This window comes from Acinetobacter terrae (genome assembly GCF_013004375.1).
GTDB lineage: Bacteria > Pseudomonadota > Gammaproteobacteria > Pseudomonadales > Moraxellaceae > Acinetobacter > Acinetobacter terrae.
Genome location: NZ_JABERI010000026.1, coordinates 17532 through 35753, shown reverse-complemented (window position 1 = coordinate 35753; position 18222 = coordinate 17532). Strand labels below are relative to the sequence as shown.

The window sequence follows — 18222 nt, the reverse complement described above, 5'->3', positions numbered from 1 at the left end:
GGACTTTTAAATTAACGCTTTAACGGTTTTTTTCTTCCAGATAAATTGATAATACAGACCTTGAAGAATACTTAAGCAAACAAATGCCAGTGCGTACGCATACCAAATGCCTTGTAAGCCCCACCATTGACTGAACAAATAAGCGCATGGCACTTCAATGCCAATAATGGCAACAATGTTAATGATCATTGGGACAGTTACGGTACCGCTGGCACGCATGATGGAAGCAAAAATGGCACTCGCACCAAAGAAGATAATCGACCACAATACAATAAATAAAAGTTGCTGCCCAAGTACAACCACCGTCGGGTCGGTGATAAATAGCGCCATCAGATATTTTGAGAATAGATAAGCTAAAGCTACCAATCCACCCGTAATGACGATATTCATACCCAGTGCAGTACGCGTGACTTTGTTCAGTAGTTCCGATTTACCTGCACCAATAGCTTGAGCAGCAAAAATCGACGCGGCAATAGAGATAGATAGGGCAGGGAATTGAATATAATTCAGCACCTGATTGACTGCACCATAGGCTGCAGTGGCATGGGAACCATAACGATTCACCAAACCTACAATCACCAAACCGGCAACTGAAGTTGTCACCATCTGAATGCCGGTTGGAATGCCTAAACGTAGAATGATTATACTGAGTTCGCGTTGATGGCGAATATGACTGAGCAGATGACGGTCAGGCTTAAGCGGATGATCTTTTTTATTTAAGTACACGGCCAAAAAGATCAGTACTGCAAGGTAACCGACAATGGTGGCAATAGCAGGTGCAATAATGCCCATTTTCGGAAAGCCAAAATACCCCGCAATCAGCACAGGGGTAATTAATACGCCAATCAGAATGGTCATGCCTGACGCAATCAGCGGGGTGGTGCTGTCACCGACTCCACGTAAAATTGACGTATAAATAATATAAATAAACAGCAAGGGACTGCCGGCAAGCATCCACTGTACATAAGGCAGTGACAGGTGCATGACATCCGGATCCGTGCCTAAGGCAAGTAAAATATGTTCAGCAAAAAGCACCCCAAACAGGGCAATAATACTGCCGCCAATTAAAGTCATAAACAGGGTAGAGCCGACCACACAGCGAACTTTTTCAACATTTTTCGCCCCCCAAGCTTGTCCAACCAATACGGTTGCACCCGCTGAAAGGCCAATCACAAAAGCCAGCAGACAAAACAAAATCGGGAAGAATACAGCCACTGCTGCAATGGCATTCACCCCCATCATTTGCCCTACAAAAATGGTATTAATCGTTCCTGAAAGGTTTTGCAAAATATTGGTTGCAATCAACGGCAACAGGAAAATTAAAAAGGTTTTCCATAATTTTTGTTGATCGAGCAGTGATTGATGTTGAGACATTGAACGTCCTGTAAAGGTATTTTTATCATTTTTCAGATTTAAAATCACACTACCTGAGTTCGCTTAAAAAAGCCTTAGCTGTTAAGTAACTAAGCGTTGTTAAGTAACTAAGGCTTAAATTTATTAATAAATCATGAACTTAAACAGCAGATAAAATGGCAGAGGCTTGTTCTAAGGTTTCATCTTTTTTGGCAAAACAAAAGCGAATTAAACGTAAATTTTCGGGCGCCTGCTGATAAAAAACTGAAATAGGAATCGCCACAATGCCATGATGTTCCGCGAGAAATTTACACATCTCGATATCGTTTAAATCGGGGCGAATGGCACTGTAATTTAAGTTCTGGAAATAGGTTCCTTGTGACGGAGTAAAATGAAAACGTGAGTTGCGAATGCCTGAATTAAATAGATCGCGTTTATCCTGATAGAAGTCGGCAAGTTGTTCAATATGTTCAGGATGCTGCTGCATAAAAGTCGCCAGTGCCATTTGTATCGGCGTGACACCGCAGAAACTGACAAATTGATAAACCTGTCTAAATAGTTTCATCAGTTCGGGTGAGGCAATGCAGTAACCGGTTTTCCAGCCCGTGACATGGAAGGTTTTACCAAAAGAACCCACCACAATACTGCGATCACGCAATTCAGGAAAAGACAGTGCGGAATAATGTTTTTTACCATCATAAATCAGATGTTCATAGACTTCATCGGACAGCACCACAATGTTTTTATCACGAATCAGCTCAATTAAATTTAACCAGTCCTGACGTGACCAAATTGCACCAGTAGGGTTGTGAGGGGTATTCACAATGATCATTCGGGTCTTGTCGTTGATGGCATCTTTAACCTGATTCCAGTTTACGGAAAACTCGGGTGCAACCAGAGGAATATGAATGGCTCTGCCACCCACCAGTTTCACGCTGGGGCCATAACTGTCATAGCAGGGGTCGAAAATAATAACTTCATCACCCGCATGGATCAGCGCCTGAATAGTACAAAAAATCCCGATGGTTGCGCCTGGGGTAATGGTGATTTCAGTGACGGGATCAATCACCAGTTGATCGCGTTTTAAAAATTGATGTGCCAATTGTTCGCGTAGTGAAATCAGTCCATCACTTGGTGCATATTGATTAAAGCCATCCAAAGTAGCTTGGCTTAACGCTTTTAACAGTGCAGGAGGGGCTGCAAAATCGGGAAAACCTTGAGAGAGATTTAAGGCATTCAGGCGATGTGCCATTGCGGTCATCACACTGAAAATGGTGATCCCTTGTGCAGGCAGTTTGGAATGGATGTCAATCATGACCCGAACTCTTGAATATTGTTATTCTTTTCAGTGTAGCAGTAAGACAGGAACCGAAAAATAAAAGTCTAATTTAATCTCTGTATTTTTTAACAGATTTAAATAGGTTGAATTGGATGTATGGTTTTTTTATCGAATTAACAAAAAACTCACTAGACTAAAAAAACAACATTTCTTAGAATGCAGCCACTCATTAAAATAATATTCTTAAAACAATAAATTATTATGTTAAACACTATCCATGCTGTGATTGAAGGTATGGGCTTAAGTTTGCAAAAACGTGCCCTGCATTTATATTTTTCCAACGAATTGCTTAATCCTCAGGTCTTTATTCAAAGAATTGAAGGACAACATCGCATTAATCATGGCTTTAAGGCTGAATTGATTTGCTTGTCGACCAATGCCCATATTCCCCTAAAGCAATTTATAGGTGGACGTGTAGCTGTCGATCAAGTCACTGATTTAGGTGAACTCTCACGAATCACTGGTATCATTACTGGTGCCAGCCAAGGTCAAAGTGATGGGGCACTCACCCTCTATAAAATCACCATTGAAGATGCGTCGGCACTCTGGCACAAGCGCCAGAATAGTCGTGTGTTTATGAACAAAAGCGTGCGTGATATCAGTGAAATACTGTTTAGAGAATGGCAAAGTAAAAGTGCCTTATTTGCCGCCAGCTTAAGTCTAAATATTCAGGGCTTAACCCGAGAATACGATATTCGTCCTTTCGTAATGCAAGCCAATGAAACGGATTATGAATTTCTCACACGACTGTGGCGCAGTGAAGGCATTAATTGGCTGATTGATGAGTCTGAACACCGAGTTGCAGTTTCCTCCTCCGCGATTCAGCCGCAGAAACTACGTTTGATTGATGATAATCATCAATATAGTGCTTTAAGCAGAAGATCAATCCGATTTCATCGTAGTCATGCCACAGAACGCCTAGATAGCATCACCAGTTTTATCGCCGAACGCTCTTTGCAGTCCACCGCAATTCAGGTACAGCGTTGGCAAGCCAACAGCCTGTCGCAAGATCAAGCCAATAGTCTGCTCAGTAATCATCAACATAGTGAGTTGCAAGATAATGAAACTTTAAGTTTGGAGCAAGCCTGGACCATCAGCCCAGCATGGACATCAGATTTAACCGGTACCGATCAGACCACGATTTCAGGTAGTAACCAATTAGAAAAGCTTAATCAGCAGCTGTCCCAATACCAAGACTTGCAGGCCAAATACTTCACCGCCAATAGTAGTGTACGTGATGCACAGGTGGGTTATTGGTTTGAATTAATCGATCATCCTGAAATTGATCTGCATTCAGGTTCAGATAAAGAATTCCTGATTTTAGGCAAAGCTTTTTATAACCAGAATAATTTACCGAAAGATATTCTCCGTCAGTTAGATGTCTTATTAACTTTAAGCCGTTGGCAACACCAAGGAGATGAACGACAAGCCAATGAGCTGTATCTAGTACGTCGTAATGTCCCCGTAGTGCCTGAATATAGTCCTTTAATGCATCGACCTGCGGCCTATCCACAACGAGCCAAAGTCGTTGGACCTGAAGGTGAAACTATTTTTGTGGATGCATGGGGACGCATCAAAGTTCGCTTCATGTTTACTCGTGTGGACGACCATGGTCACGATGGCGGTGCGGGGAGTAATGAAAACGATACCGACTCAGCCTGGGTAGATGTGTTGACCCCTTGGGCAGGTGAAGGTTATGGCGCGCGATTCCATCCCCGAATTGGTGAAATTGTGGTGATCGACTTCTTTGAAGGTGATGTTGATCGGCCATTTGTGGTTGGGCGAATTCATGAAGCTGAACGCCATCAAACCATGTTTGATATCAAAGGGCAGTTACCCGATACCAAAAAGCTCAGTGGCATCCGTTCGCAAGAAGTGGCTGGAGCAGGCTTTAACCAACTCCGTTTTGATGACACCACCAGACAGATCAGTACCCAATTGCACAGCAGTCATGGGGCAAGCCAATTGAATTTGGGTAACTTGAGCCATCCCAAAGATAAAGAAATCAGTGATGGGCGTGGTGAAGGATTTGAGTTAAGAACCGATCAATATGGAGCTGTTCGTGCGGGGAAAGGTCTGCTGATTTCGACATATTCTCAAGATCAAGCCAATGGTCATCATCTCGGTACAAATGAAGCAAGAACTCAACTGCAATCGAGTTTGAATAATTCTGAAGCATTGAGTCAAGTTGCGGAAAATCAGTTAACGGATCCGTTAGATGTTTTGGAAAATTTGAAGGCTTTTCTTGACCACATTGAAAGTGGGGAAAAAGAGCAAGCGGATACATTTAAACAGGCTTTAATGCTATTGGCTGCACCCAATTCGATTGCGCTTGCAACAAATGAAGATATCCATATTTCAGCAGATCAACAGATTAACCATAGTGCAGGAGAGAGTATCAACTTCAGTACACAAAAGTCTTTGATTGGGCATGCAAGTAAAAAAATTAGTCTTTTTGCAGCACAAGAAGGATTCAGAGCCTTTGCTGCAAAAGGTAAAGTTGAACTTCAAGCGCAGGATGATGCAATTGAAGCCATCGCTCGCAAGGTCATTAAGCTGATTTCTACCGAAGATAAAATTGAAATTACTAGCCCTAAAGAGATTGTACTGACTGCAGGCGGTTCACAGTTAAAGATCAATGCCGAAGGTGTTTTTACAACTACGGGTGGCAAGTTTGAGAGTAAGGCTGGGCAGCATAGTTTTGTGGGAGGGGCAAAAGTACTGACACCTCAGGTAAGTTTGCCAATGTTTGAAACTCCTTATAGCAATCAAATTGATTATATGTGGAACAAGCCATCTGAGGGTGAAAAGGAGATTTTTATTGTTGGTAAATCAGATGGAAAATTAATTAAAAATATTAAAAATGAATTAAATAGTGAAAAAATCATTAGTTCCTTAAGGTTCTATACTCCGCAACAATCAGAATTTACAGCATTGGGATTTAACTCTTTAAATACTTATTTAAGTCAGGAAATATCAAATGACAATATTGATGAACTGATAGAAGAAATAGAAGGAGAGATTTTTGAGGATGATGAAGTTTATACAGAAGAGGACTTTGATTAATGAGTAGTTTAGTCACCATTACGTCTAAATTCTATGACAAGTCGGGACGTCGAGTTATCAATTTAAATGTAAAGTCTCGTTATAAAGGGTCAATAAGAGAGAATCTTCAAAAAACAGATGATAATGGATTATTCGTGTTTCAATCTTCTTCTAACAGGATAGTCGAAATTTTAGCTAAACCACCGAATGCTAAAGATTATACAGTTTTTAAAACGATCAACTCATCCATAGTTTCATCTGACCATAATCCGATAAAAGTTCAATTGCCAAAAACTATTGAGGAATATAAAAAGGGAAATGTAAAACAGCCTGCAAGTGGAACAGTGTTTACTTTATTTAAAGTTGTAGATAGTACAGGAAAAGTTATGTTTAATTTTCCTATTCAATCTAGACCCAAAGGGAAAAAAACTTTTGAACGTTCTACTAATAAAGAAGGGGTTGCAGAAATAGAATCTTCCCCAAATAGAGAAATAGAAATTTTAGTTCTGACATCTAATGATAAATTTATTCTAAAAAAATCTGTAAATTCTGGCAATGGTTCCAAACAGCCAATTCTTATTAAATTAGATGAACCATATGATAGTTTTAAAAGTTTATCGACGATCACTCTGTTGGATAAAAATGACAATAATTATATTGTAGAAAAAACAAACGTTGAAATATTAGCTCTAGATAGTGGAGAAAAAAATATAATCACTGCTTCAAATGGAAAGATTGTAGTTCGGGGTCATATCGGAAAATGGGTGAAGATAACAGTATATAGACCTGATGGTACTCCACTAAAATCTGTAGATTATTTGCCACAAAGAATAAATGCACGTTCTGTTAAGTTGCATTTAGATGTGGATGTAACGAAGGGAAGTACTCAACAAGATAAACCAGTCATAAATAAAAGCATTAATCATAAAGATTGCTCTTCTGAATGTATTATTCAAACATATTCTTTTGAAACATCTTTAGGAATAATGATTATTTCAAAAGAATCTCTTGAATCAATTTTAAAATGGGAAAAATATGAATCTCAACCTTATGTGCCGAGTAAAGGAGGAGATGGTAAAAGTGGAGTAACATTAGGATATGGTTATGATTTAGGACAACAGAGTACAGAACAAATTAAAAAAGATTTAACTTTATATTATACTCCAAATCAAATTCAACGCTTATTAAAAGCTCAAGGGAAAAAAGGCGTATCTGCACAAGCCTTAGTTAGTAGCCTATCCGATATTACGATAAGTAAAAATAAAGCTTATGATATGGTAATGATAGTAAAGAAAAGATATGCAGAGGATACATTAAAAATTTACCCTGATATTTTAAAATATCATCCTCATTGTCAAGGTGCTATTTTATCGCTTGTATATAATCGATATATAGGTCTTAAAGGAAATAGACGAAAAGAAATGAGAGAAATTCAGGGAGATTTGAAAAAAAGTGGAAGTAATGTTCCTATATCTTTAAGAAGTATGAAACGTTTGTGGACAACAAAACAAAATAGAGGTTTACAAGCAAGACGCGAAGATGAAGCAAAAATTTTTGAAAAAGGATTAAAATGTGATTGCTATAAATAAATTTTTATTTTGTTTAATTTTATTAATTTCTTTAAATGCTCATGCAGTTATTCCTGAGGATTTTTTATATAAAGATGCTCTAAAAGTCAAATGTAAAGAAGGAAGTCCTATGCAAGAGGATTTAATGTATTGTGTCTCAAAAGATTATTTAGAGTCAGATAAATTTTTAAATATAAAATATAAAGACAAAATTAAATTAATGAATAAAGTTAAGAAAAAAGAATTATTAGTAAGCCAAAGAGTATGGTTGAAAAACCGAAAAAATAAATGTACAGCTGAATATAAAGAGGCAGAAGGGGGGAGAGAAGCACCCATTTATTTAATTGATTGTTATGCACAAGAAAATCATAAACGAATAAAATTTTTAGAAAATTATAAATAGCCGAAGGAAGTGATAAAAATTAAATTAAAAGAGTGTACTAGAAGCTTTAAGGTGTAAATTAACTTCCTAAGTGGCTTCTAGTTATCTTTATTTCACATTAAATTCTTTCTTGTAATTTTGGCTAATGTAAATAATAGCTACATTTTACTTTACCCTTCCAAAACTTCTTCCAGCAATTCCTCACTCGGTGCAAAGTAATAAGCACCATCAACTGGGGTTACAAAGTGAAGAAGGCGGTCATGAATACCGTCGCCAGTGGTACCAAACATATGTTGCAACATATGATCTATAATTTCTAATTTTTTGGTATAAGCAATAAAGAACAAACCTTGGTCACCTTTACCATCACCATAAGGAAGAGAGTGGCGTAAAATTTCCATTTCTTCACCTTCCTCATCTTCAATCACAACACGGGCAATGTGCGCATTTTCAGGCTTAACCTCGTCATCCAGTTCAATAGACTCTAACTTGGTTCGACCAATCACATTTTCTTGTGTATCAACTTTTAGTTGTTTCCATTTTGCCAAGTTATGCGCATAGCGTTGTGCAAATACGAATGAACCATCAGCAAAAACGCCAGCATCTTCACCGAGTAAAGCGACTTCGGCACGGTCATCTGGGAATTGTGGGTTTTCAGTTCCGTCAATAAAACCTGTCAGGTCACGACCGTCAAAATTACGGAAGCATACCCGTTCATCCAGCACTTCAACTTTATCTTGAATACCTTCAAAGAAAGATTGGCTTAATGCAAAACAAATGTCAGTGCGTTGAGATGCAACATGAATTAAAACATCAGCAGGGACAACAGGCATTTGAAATGAACCTTGAATCGGTTCCAATTGTTTAAAATCTTCAGGGGTTTGATTATAGAGTTTTGCCCAAAGTGCAGGACCAAACGCTACACCCGTTTTAATTTGCGCGTTAGGATGCTGTGTGATTAAACGATCACGTGTAGTAAATAAATCTGCAAGCTTTTCTTTTAACTCATCAATCGTTAAGTCTTTTAAACGTAAAACAATAAACCGAGCATGATCTGAAGGTAATGGTAAAATTACAGATTGGGCAGTCATACATGGCTCCTAACAATTTTTATAAAATATGTGGCTGGCTTTATTGTGCCTTATCACTGCCTGAGTGAATAGCCCAAAGTTTTATTTTGATAGTTGATTTTTAAAGCTTCTAAAAGATGAAAAGTCATATAATAAGTCGGTCTTTCTATCTTCTTGTATTTTATGTCTTACCAAATTTGGCTAGCGTATATGTTGGCTTGTTGGGTGATTAGTATTTCGCCGGGTGCAGGTGCAATCGCTTCCATGTCGAGTGGTTTAAATTATGGCTTTCGCCGTGGCTACTGGAATGCTTTAGGTCTGCAACTTGCATTATTAGTGCAAATCGGAATTGTCGCAGCCGGGGTAGGGGTACTCTTTGCGACTACACCATGGGCTTTTCTGGTAGTAAAATGGTTTGGGGTGTTGTATTTGTTATATCTGGCTTATCTGCAATGGAAAGCACCAACTCAGTCGATTGAGATTCAACACGAACAACCGAATAAATCGATTGCTAAACTGGTCTTGCATGGCTTCTTGGTCAATATGAGTAATCCCAAAGCTATTGTGTTTTTACTTGCAGTGTTGCCGCAGTTTTTAGATTTATCCAAACCACAGTGGATTCAATATCTGATTATGGCGTTGACCATGGTCACGATTGATTTGATTGTCATGGCCGGCTATACCGGATTGGCAGCCAAAGTTTTACGGTTACTGAAATCACCAAAACAGCAGAAATATATGAACCGAACTTTTGCAGTGTTGTTTAGCTGTGCAGCTGGATTACTTAGTTTTGTACATCAGTAATCAGTAAAGATTGTTTTTCCTCTCCTTTAAGGAGAGGTTGTTGGAAAATAAAAAGCATCGTAAAAATGATAGATATATAAAGGAAAGACTAAGCCAACTTTTTAAACTTCTGCACTGCAAAAATCACGGCAAATAAAATCGCCATGGTGAGCACAATCGTTAAGCCAGTCGATGTATCTAAACCTGCACTTGACCATAAACCTACACTAATCCCGATTTGTGCAATCACAAAAGCCCAAACCACCATCTGTTTTGGCGAGTGTGCGAGTAAGCGTGCAGTTAATGCCGGAATAACAAGTAAAGCACCCATCAACAATGAACCTACGGCACGTAAAGCCAACACGGTAAATAATGCCAATAACAACATAAACACCAGACGTTGCCATTTGGCATTCACGCCTTCACTGATTGCCATATCAGGGTCAATTGCAATTTGAATTTGTGCTTGCCAGTTTTTATACAGCACAGCCAAAGCGGCAATAATGACAAAAGCAAACATCGGTAGATCTGACCACGAAATTTGTAGTAGATCGCCAAATAGATAGCTGAGCAGTTCCGGTCTTAAGCTTGGAATATGCTGAATAAACAATAAACCTGAGCAGAGCAGGGTGGCTGAACAAAGGGCCAGTAAAGCATCATTGGGTAGGCGAGGGTCATGCAGTACCCATAAAATCCCGACCAACAAGAATGCCAAAAAGGTCACGCCTAACCAGAGTGGCAGGCTTAAAGCACCGGCAATCGCAACACCCAGTAAAGTACCGTGCGCCATGGTATCCGCAAAAAAAGACATCCGTCGCCATAACATTAAACAACCCAGTGGAGCAGTCAGAAACACCAGTAGCGTTCCCATGGTCCATGCAGGTAACAATATTTGTAACCATTCCATCATGGCTTAAGCTTCCGGTTCGGGGTGAATATGTGGGCGAGGATCATGCTGGCACGAGGTTGCACTATCACCATGTGCGCAATGATCATGATGATGCTGATAGAACGCACGGTTGGTACCAAAAATAGCTTGATACTCTGGATGCTTCTGCACATTTTCAGGTAAGCCACTGCAGCAGATGTGTTTATTCAAACACACTACGCGGTGCGTACCTTGCATCACCCATTGTAGGTCGTGCGATACCATTAACACGGCACAACCATATTTTATCGGCAAGCTTCTTACATATTCGTACAGTTCAGCTTCTGACTGAATATCTAAACCTTGCATCGGTTCATCAAGAACCAGAACATCGGGTTGACGAAGTAAAGCACGTGCCAACAAAACACGTTGTCGTTCACCGCCAGATAGTTGCTGTACTTTAGAATCTTGGAGTTTGGTAATACCGGTATCGCAAATAATTTCTGCTTTTCTATCCGCATCGCATTTTTCTAAAGCCAATAAGTCTCGTACACGCAAAGGCAAGCTATGCGACGGATTAAACTTTTGCGGCACATAAGAAAATTTTAATTTTTTATGACTATGAATTTTGCCTGAATTGGCTTTAACAATCCCTAATAGGACTTTAATCAGGGTGGATTTCCCTGCGCCATTCGGACCAATCAGCGTGACAATTTCTCGCTCATGTAAGGCGAAATCGATATTCTTTAAAATGTCACGCTCATCGATGCGCACACTGATTTTGTCTAAGGCAATCAGTGTGTGAGCTGTTACTGTTTGTTGCGACACTGCTGACATATCCCAGAAATTTCAATAATACTGTGATGTGCAGTAAATTGATCAGATGCTGAAAGCGCATCTAATTGTGTTAATAAACCCTGTGCAGAAGCTTCTGTCACATTTTTGCAATGGGTACAAATTAAAAATGCCGCCTGATGTCCTTCACGAGGATGACAACATGGAATGTAGGCATTAATAGAAGTTAAACGGTGGATTAAACCTTTTTCTAATAAGAAGTCTAAAGTACGATAAACCGTCGGGGGGGCAGCAGGGCGGTCTGAATCGCTCTTGATTTTAGCCAATAAGTCATATGCACCCATTGGACCTGTGGCATTTAAAATCAGTCCTAATACTTCTTTGCGTAACGGGGTTAAACGTGCGCCAGTCAGCGCACAGAGACTTTCAGCTTCAGCCAGTCGTGTTTCGACATTATGATGGTCATGTACGCCATGTAATGCATTGTGATGTTCGTGCGAACATAAGCTCATAGCCAACCTCAAGTGCGAAATTTATAAAAACAAATGGACATTAAATCTTAACATGAAGCGATACCCGTTTCGATTAGCCGTAGGTATTTTTGTCTATTTGTTATATTATAACACCTGTTGAAAATTTGGTGATCTTCTTTCATGTCCCGTTTCTTTGCATTTTGTGCGCTTGCTTTATTCAGTACCTTAAGCTGGTCACAAAGTTTAGTGGTCTCTACGCATCCAATTTATCTTATTGCTGAAGAAATCACGCAAGGGATTGAAAAGCCTGTACTGTTATTGGCAGATCAAACTGGACACGATGTCACACTTACGCCTGCACATCGCAAAGCTATTCTGGATGCTTCACTGGTGATCTGGTTGGGCAAAGCACATGAAGCACCGCTGGATAAGTTGTTGTCTGATAATCCCAAAGCCATTTCTGTTTTAGATTCTGGTATCGTGCAAACATTGCCACAGCGCAATACCCGTGGTGTGGCTTTAAACAATACCGTAGATACCCATGTTTGGCTTGATCCGAATAATGCGGTGCGGATTGGCTTCTTTATTGCTGCACTGCGTTCACAGCAAATGCCAGAACATAAAGATGCCTATTGGACCAATGCCAAGCGCTTTGCCCAAGAGATGTTGCTGACTGCACAACAATATAACGCAACTTCATCTGCAAAGACCTACTGGGCATATCACGATGCTTATCAATATTTGGAACGTGCCTTAAATTTGAAATTTGCCGGTGCATTGACCGATGATCCACATGTCGCACCGACTATGGCGCAAATTAAATACCTAAATGATAGCCGTCCAAGTCGCAATATGTGCCTGTTGGCAGAAGGACATGCCAGTAAAAATCAATACCAGAAATTGAATCCGATTACCTTTCAGGCAGTAGATGAAAGCATGGGTGGGGCAGGGGATTTTGTCGTGGCTTGGAAAAAACTTGCCGAGCAAACCCATAACTGTGTGCTAAATGCACGAAAGTAATACAAAAAATAAACAACTATTGATTAGTATCAAAGCAGCTTTTTCGTTGAAAAAAACCAGACTTAGGTCGGGAAAAGATTGCATGTTCAGGGGTGTAACTCTATAATGCCTGCGATTAAAAACGATCATCAGCTAAACTTGTCAAGCATGAATGCTGTGAGTGAATAAATAATGAGCCGAACTAGTCGCATGATTGATCGACGATTAGCGAAAGCTTTGGTCATCTTACAAGCATGCATGATCCCTGTTTCAGCCTTGATAGCGTGGGTCCTGAAAGACTCGACTGCAGCCTACAGTGCCGCACTTGGTGCGTTGGTGTGTTGGCTTGCAAGTTGTTATTTTTCTTGGCAATCGTTTCGAGCCGCAGGTGCGCGAGCTTCAAAACAGGTTCTTTCGAACATGTATCGAGGCTTGATGGGCAAGTTTGCAATTGTGATCGTTGGTTTCATTTTAATTTTAAGTAACGTTAAACCGTTGTCAGCGGTGGCGTTGTTTTGTGGTTTTATCCTCGTTCAAACCATGTCGTGGGTCGCTCCTTTTTTGGCGTCACGTCTACAAAAACGGGTTTAAGCACAACAAAAAATTGAAAAGTTTTTTAGGAGATGGACGAGATATCAGGCAGCACGCGATGTTCGTTCACTCTATTTAGTATTTGACATTGACCAGGTGTGATTTATGGCTGCTGAAGAACATGCGCTTACTTCGACCGAGTATATCAAGCATCACTTGACCAATTTAACCTATGGCAAAATGCCGGATGGTTCTTGGAAATTGGCTGAGACTGCTGATGAAGCTCAACAGATGGGGTTCACTGCTATTCACTTGGATTCAATGGGTTGGTCTATCACGCTTGGTGTGATTTTCTGTTTGTTGTTCTGGTGTGTAGCGAAAGCTGCAAACTCTGGTGTTCCTACCAAGTTCCAGTCTGCAATTGAAATGATTATCGAGTTTGTTGACTCAAGTGTCCGCGATACTTTTCATGGCAAATCACGTTTGATCGCGCCTTTAGCCCTCACAATTTTTGTGTGGATTTTCCTGATGAATGCGATGGATTTACTTCCAGTAGATTTCATTCCGCATCTGGCAGGAATTATTGGCTCAAACGTATTTGGTATGGATCCTCACCACGTTTACTTCAAGATTGTTCCATCTACTGACCCTAACATTACCCTTGGTATGTCATTGTCTGTATTTGTCCTTATCTTGTTCTACAGTATCCGTGAAAAGGGTATTGGCGGTTTCGTTGGCGAATTGGCACTTAACCCGTTCAATCCAAGTAACCCAGTTGCAAAAGCGTTGCTTATTCCAGTGAACTTAATTTTGGAATTGGTAACCTTCCTTGCACGTCCAGTTTCATTGGCTCTACGACTGTTCGGTAACATGTATGCGGGTGAATTAATCTTCATTCTTATCGCGTTATTACCGTTCTGGATCCAGTGGGCGTTGTCTGTGCCTTGGGCGATCTTCCACATTCTTGTTATTACGCTACAAGCATTCATTTTCATGATGCTAACTATCGTATACTTGAGTATGGCTAGCGAAAAACATTAATGGTATTACCTGACTATCACGAGATGGTTGGGTACAGTTTTCTAACTTAATTTGGTATAAAACCTAACCTCTGAGGAATTATCATGGAACTCACTTTAGGTCTAGTTGCAATTGCATCTGCTATCTTGATCGCTTTTGGTGCTTTAGGTACTGCGATTGGTTTTGGTCTTTTAGGCGGCCGTTTCCTTGAAGCTGTTGCTCGTCAACCAGAATTGGCTCCACAACTTCAAACTCGTATGTTCTTAATCGCAGGTCTTCTTGATGCTGTGCCTATGATCGGTGTTGGTATTGGCTTGTTCTTCATCTTCGCTAATCCATTTGTAGGTTAATCAGCTTAATTCCTAAATTAAACTATTGAGGAATAGCTATGAATATCAACCTCACATTGATTGGCCAAGCAATTGCATTTGCGATGTTTGTCGCATTCTGCATGAAGTTTGTATGGCCACCACTAATCAATGCGATTAGTGAACGTCAGCGTCGTATCGCTGATGGGCTAAATGCTGCTGAAAAAGCAAAAGCTGACCTTGCCGATGCGCAAGCTCAAGTGAAAGCTGAATTAGATGCGGCAAAAGCACAAGCGGCTCAATTGATCGAACAAGCGAACCGTCGTGGTGCACAATTGATCGAAGAAGCGCGTACTCAAGCATCTGCTGAAGGTGAGCGTATCCGTCAACAGGCGAAAGAAACTGTTGATACTGAAATCAATGCTGCACGCGAAGAATTACGTCAACAAGTTGCTGCCTTGGCAGTTACTGGCGCAGAAAAAATTCTGAACCAGCAAGTTGATGCGGAAGCTCACAATGCCATGCTTACTCAGCTGGCTGCTAAACTTTAAGCGAGGCGATTATGGCTGAACTCTTGACGTTGGCACGCCCGTACGCAAAAGCAGCATTTGCTTTCGCTTCTGAGCAAGGTGCAACTGACAATTGGTCGAATGTGTTACAAGTGCTCAGTGCTGCGGTGCAAGACGAAGCATTTTCCGCTTATTTGAATCGCCCTGAGCTTACTCCTGCTGAGCAGGTAAGTGTTTTTGCAAAAGTTTTAGGTGAGAATCAAACTCAAGAAGTGTCAAACTTTTTGACTCTTCTTGCAGACAACGATCGTTTAGCGTTGTTACCTGAAATTGAAGCAGAATACGAACTGCTCAAATCACAGAATAACAATACTGTGGATGTTGTGATTGAATCAGCATTCCCTGTAACTTCTGTACAAGAACAATTACTGGCTCAAGCGTTAGAGAAAAAATTTAACGCTGCTGTAAATGTTACTGTAGAAGTTAACCCAGCGTTAATTGCGGGTGTTGTTATTCGTGCAGGCGACCAAGTGATAGATGACTCTGCACTTAACAAGCTTGAAAAAATGCGGACTCGTCTTCTTGCGTAATTAGCTGAAAATAGCGACGTATAAGAAGACTGAACTTTAAAAAGATTGAGGTATAGCGCAATGCAACAACTGAATCCATCCGAGATCAGTGCGCTCATTAAACAGCGTATCGGCGATCTGGACACCAGCGCGACCGCTAAGAACGAAGGGACCATTGTTATGGTTTCCGACGGTATTGTGCGTATTCACGGCCTTGCTGATGCAATGTACGGTGAAATGATCGAATTCGACGGCGGCTTATTTGGTATGGCACTGAACCTAGAACAGGATTCAGTGGGCGTCGTTGTTTTAGGTAACTACTTAAGCCTTCAAGAAGGTCAAAAAGCGCGTTGCACAGGTCGTGTATTAGAAGTTCCGGTTGGTCCAGAACTTTTAGGCCGTGTAGTAGATGCTTTGGGTAACCCAATTGATGGTAAAGGCCCTATTGATGCAAAATTAACTGATGCTGTTGAAAAAGTAGCACCAGGCGTAATTTGGCGTCAATCAGTGGATCAACCTGTACAAACTGGTTATAAATCAGTAGATACAATGATCCCTGTAGGCCGTGGTCAACGTGAGTTGATCATTGGTGACCGTCAAACTGGTAAAACAGCAATGGCGATCGACGCGATCATCGCTCAGAAACATTCTGGCATTAAATGTGTATACGTAGCTATTGGTCAAAAACAATCGACTATCGCTAACGTTGTGCGCAAGCTAGAAGAAACTGGCGCTATGGCGTATACCACTGTTGTAGCAGCAGGTGCATCTGATCCAGCAGCAATGCTGTATTTGGCTCCGTACTCTGGCTGTACAATGGGCGAATACTACCGTGACCGCGGTGAAGACGCGTTAATCATTTATGATGACTTGTCTAAACAAGCTGTTGCGTATCGTCAAATTTCATTGCTTTTACGCCGTCCACCAGGTCGTGAAGCGTATCCAGGTGACGTGTTCTATCTACACTCGCGTCTACTTGAACGTGCTTCTCGTGTATCTGTTGACTACGTTGAGAAATTCACTAACGGTGAAGTTAAAGGCCAAACTGGTTCATTAACTGCATTACCGATTATTGAAACTCAAGCGGGTGACGTATCTGCATTCGTACCGACCAACGTAATTTCGATTACAGATGGTCAGATCTTCTTAGAAACATCATTATTCAACGCAGGTATTCGTCCTGCTGTGAACGCGGGTATCTCTGTATCTCGTGTTGGTGGTTCTGCGCAAACTAAGATCATCAAAAAATTGTCTGGTGGTATCCGTACCGCTTTGGCTCAATACCGTGAATTGGCAGCGTTTGCTCAGTTCGCTTCTGACCTTGATGAAGCAACTCGTAAACAACTTGAACATGGTCAACGTGTAACTGAGTTAATGAAGCAAAAACAATATGCTCCTTACTCAATTGCTGACCAGGCTGTTTCAATTTATGCATCTAACGAAGGCTATATGGCTGACGTTGAAGTGAAGAAAATCGTAGACTTTGATGCTGCGTTGATCTCTTACTTCCGTTCAGAACATGCTGCGTTAATGCAAAAAATCGATGAAACTGGTGATTACAACAAAGACATCGAAGCTGCTATCAAAGCAGGTGTTGAAAGCTTTAAAGCGACTCAAACTTACTAATTTTAGCAATTGCTAAAAGCTAGTCGGTTTGGTTCACGGAATCAACCTTCGGAGGCTTGAAAGAGCCTTCGAATACTAGGTTAAGCGTATGGCAAATTTAAAAGAAATTCGCGCCAAAGTAGCCAGTATCAAGAGCACGCAAAAGATTACTCGAGCGATGCAAATGGTGGCTGCTTCTAAAATGCGTCGTGCGCAAGAGCGCATGGCTCAAGGCCGTCCGTATGCCGAAAATATGCACCGTGTAATTGCTCATTTGGTCCAAGCGAACCCTGAATACAAACACCGTTATATGGTTGAACGCCCTGTTAAGCGCGTTGGCTATATCATTGTTTCTTCAGATCGTGGCCTTGCTGGTGGTTTGAACATTAACTTGTTCAAGAAAGTGGTAAAACACGTCCAACAGCAACAAGAGCAGTCAATTGAAGTTCAATTTGCTTTAATTGGTCAAAAAGCGGTTTCGTTTTTTAAAAACTACGGCGGTAAAGTTCTTGGTGCAACGACCCAAGTGGGTGATGCTCCAAGTCTTGAACAGTTATCTGGTTCTGTACAGGTGATGTTAGATGCATTTGATAAAGGCGAGTTAGATCGTATTTATCTAGTGTCTAACGGCTTTGTGAATGCCATGACTCAAAATCAAAAGATTGAGCAACTCGTTCCTTTGGCAGCTGCTGAAGAAGGCGAGAATCTGAACCGTTCATACGGTTGGGATTATATCTATGAACCAGAAGCTGAAGAGCTATTAAATGGTTTGTTGGTTCGCTATATCGAGTCTGTGGTGTATCAGGGTGTGATTGAAAACATCGCATGTGAGCAATCTGCACGTATGGTGGCAATGAAAGCTGCTACCGACAATGCGGGTGACATCATCAAGAGCCTACAACTTATTTATAACAAGCTGCGTCAAGCCGCGATTACTCAGGAAATTTCTGAGATCGTTGGTGGTGCCGCTGCCGTTTAACATTATTTTGAATTGAGGAGACAGCA

General features: G+C 40.8%; 18 protein-coding genes. 12 read left to right on the top strand and 6 right to left on the bottom strand.

What is annotated here, in order from left to right; all coding sequences use genetic code 11:
• Positions 1 to 6: 6 nt before the first annotated feature.
• The gene (locus tag HLH14_RS11365; protein WP_086193980.1) at positions 7 to 1374 is read right to left on the bottom strand and encodes an MATE family efflux transporter; all 1368 of its coding nucleotides are present in this window, start codon (positions 1372 to 1374) and stop codon (positions 7 to 9) included.
• A 139-nt stretch (positions 1375 to 1513) separates the two neighbouring features.
• Positions 1514 to 2668 carry a methionine aminotransferase gene (locus tag HLH14_RS11360; protein ID WP_086193912.1) on the bottom strand — a complete coding sequence of 385 codons (1155 nt, stop codon included), beginning with the start codon at positions 2666 to 2668 and terminating at the stop codon, positions 1514 to 1516.
• 225 nt (positions 2669 to 2893) lie between these two features.
• Between HLH14_RS11360 and HLH14_RS11355 the strand changes: the two genes are divergently transcribed.
• Genes HLH14_RS11355 through HLH14_RS15985 form a run of 3 tightly spaced genes read left to right on the top strand, consistent with a single transcriptional unit; the run spans position 2894 to position 7708 of the window.
• Positions 2894 to 5758 carry a type VI secretion system Vgr family protein gene (locus HLH14_RS11355; RefSeq protein ID WP_086193911.1) on the top strand — a complete coding sequence of 955 codons (2865 nt, stop codon included), beginning with the start codon at positions 2894 to 2896 and terminating at the stop codon, positions 5756 to 5758.
• Positions 5758 to 7326 (top strand): pesticin C-terminus-like muramidase, encoded by a 1569-nt coding sequence (locus HLH14_RS15990; RefSeq protein WP_228145915.1) that lies wholly within the window; start codon positions 5758 to 5760, stop codon positions 7324 to 7326. The genes HLH14_RS11355 and HLH14_RS15990 overlap by 1 nt, the downstream gene beginning before the upstream one ends.
• The gene (locus tag HLH14_RS15985; RefSeq protein ID WP_086193910.1) at positions 7310 to 7708 is read left to right on the top strand and encodes a lysozyme inhibitor LprI family protein; all 399 of its coding nucleotides are present in this window, start codon (positions 7310 to 7312) and stop codon (positions 7706 to 7708) included. The genes HLH14_RS15990 and HLH14_RS15985 overlap by 17 nt, the downstream gene beginning before the upstream one ends.
• Positions 7709 to 7857: 149 nt before the next feature.
• Here HLH14_RS15985 and HLH14_RS11335 read toward each other — a convergent pair whose 3' ends face one another.
• Positions 7858 to 8778, bottom strand: coding sequence for a Dyp-type peroxidase (locus tag HLH14_RS11335; protein WP_086193909.1), 921 nt, complete (start codon positions 8776 to 8778; stop codon positions 7858 to 7860).
• Between the two features lie 162 nt (positions 8779 to 8940).
• On the opposite strand from HLH14_RS11335, the gene HLH14_RS11330 reads away from it, so the two are divergent.
• The gene (locus HLH14_RS11330) at positions 8941 to 9561 is read left to right on the top strand and encodes a LysE family transporter (RefSeq protein WP_086193908.1); all 621 of its coding nucleotides are present in this window, start codon (positions 8941 to 8943) and stop codon (positions 9559 to 9561) included.
• An 88-nt stretch (positions 9562 to 9649) separates the two neighbouring features.
• On the opposite strand, the gene znuB is transcribed toward HLH14_RS11330, so the two are convergent.
• The 3 genes from znuB to HLH14_RS11315 are packed head-to-tail and all read right to left on the bottom strand — an operon-like array spanning position 9650 to position 11715.
• Positions 9650 to 10450: a zinc ABC transporter permease subunit ZnuB gene (znuB, locus tag HLH14_RS11325; RefSeq protein ID WP_067725882.1), complete on the bottom strand. Its 801-nt coding sequence runs from the start codon at positions 10448 to 10450 to the stop codon at positions 9650 to 9652.
• Positions 10451 to 10453: 3 nt separating this feature from the next.
• The gene (gene znuC, locus HLH14_RS11320; RefSeq protein WP_086193907.1) at positions 10454 to 11245 is read right to left on the bottom strand and encodes a zinc ABC transporter ATP-binding protein ZnuC; all 792 of its coding nucleotides are present in this window, start codon (positions 11243 to 11245) and stop codon (positions 10454 to 10456) included.
• Positions 11218 to 11715: a transcriptional repressor gene (locus HLH14_RS11315; RefSeq protein WP_067725886.1), complete on the bottom strand. Its 498-nt coding sequence runs from the start codon at positions 11713 to 11715 to the stop codon at positions 11218 to 11220. The genes znuC and HLH14_RS11315 overlap by 28 nt, the downstream gene beginning before the upstream one ends.
• Before the next feature lie 141 nt (positions 11716 to 11856).
• On the opposite strand from HLH14_RS11315, the gene HLH14_RS11310 reads away from it, so the two are divergent.
• From HLH14_RS11310 to atpG, 8 genes are all read left to right on the top strand, one after another.
• On the top strand, positions 11857 to 12696 hold the full coding sequence (locus tag HLH14_RS11310) for a metal ABC transporter substrate-binding protein (RefSeq protein WP_086193906.1): 840 nt from the start codon (positions 11857 to 11859) through the stop codon (positions 12694 to 12696).
• 171 nt (positions 12697 to 12867) lie between these two features.
• Positions 12868 to 13266 (top strand): ATP synthase subunit I, encoded by a 399-nt coding sequence (locus HLH14_RS11305; RefSeq protein ID WP_086193905.1) that lies wholly within the window; start codon positions 12868 to 12870, stop codon positions 13264 to 13266.
• A gap of 105 nt (positions 13267 to 13371) precedes the next feature.
• On the top strand, positions 13372 to 14247 hold the full coding sequence (gene atpB, locus HLH14_RS11300) for a F0F1 ATP synthase subunit A (protein ID WP_067725893.1): 876 nt from the start codon (positions 13372 to 13374) through the stop codon (positions 14245 to 14247).
• Positions 14248 to 14330: 83 nt separating this feature from the next.
• Complete coding sequence (gene atpE, locus HLH14_RS11295; protein ID WP_000424060.1) at positions 14331 to 14576, top strand: F0F1 ATP synthase subunit C; 246 nt, start codon at positions 14331 to 14333, stop codon at positions 14574 to 14576.
• 38 nt (positions 14577 to 14614) lie between these two features.
• Positions 14615 to 15085, top strand: a complete 471-nt coding sequence (locus HLH14_RS11290; protein ID WP_067725895.1) for a F0F1 ATP synthase subunit B — start codon at positions 14615 to 14617, stop codon at positions 15083 to 15085.
• Between the two features lie 11 nt (positions 15086 to 15096).
• A complete protein-coding gene (locus tag HLH14_RS11285; RefSeq protein WP_086193904.1) occupies positions 15097 to 15633 on the top strand; it encodes a F0F1 ATP synthase subunit delta in 537 nt (178 codons plus the stop codon).
• Between the two features lie 60 nt (positions 15634 to 15693).
• A complete protein-coding gene (gene atpA / locus HLH14_RS11280; protein ID WP_067725899.1) occupies positions 15694 to 17238 on the top strand; it encodes a F0F1 ATP synthase subunit alpha in 1545 nt (514 codons plus the stop codon).
• 88 nt (positions 17239 to 17326) lie between these two features.
• Positions 17327 to 18196, top strand: a complete 870-nt coding sequence (gene atpG / locus HLH14_RS11275) for a F0F1 ATP synthase subunit gamma (protein WP_067725901.1) — start codon at positions 17327 to 17329, stop codon at positions 18194 to 18196.
• Positions 18197 to 18222 lie beyond the last annotated feature (26 nt).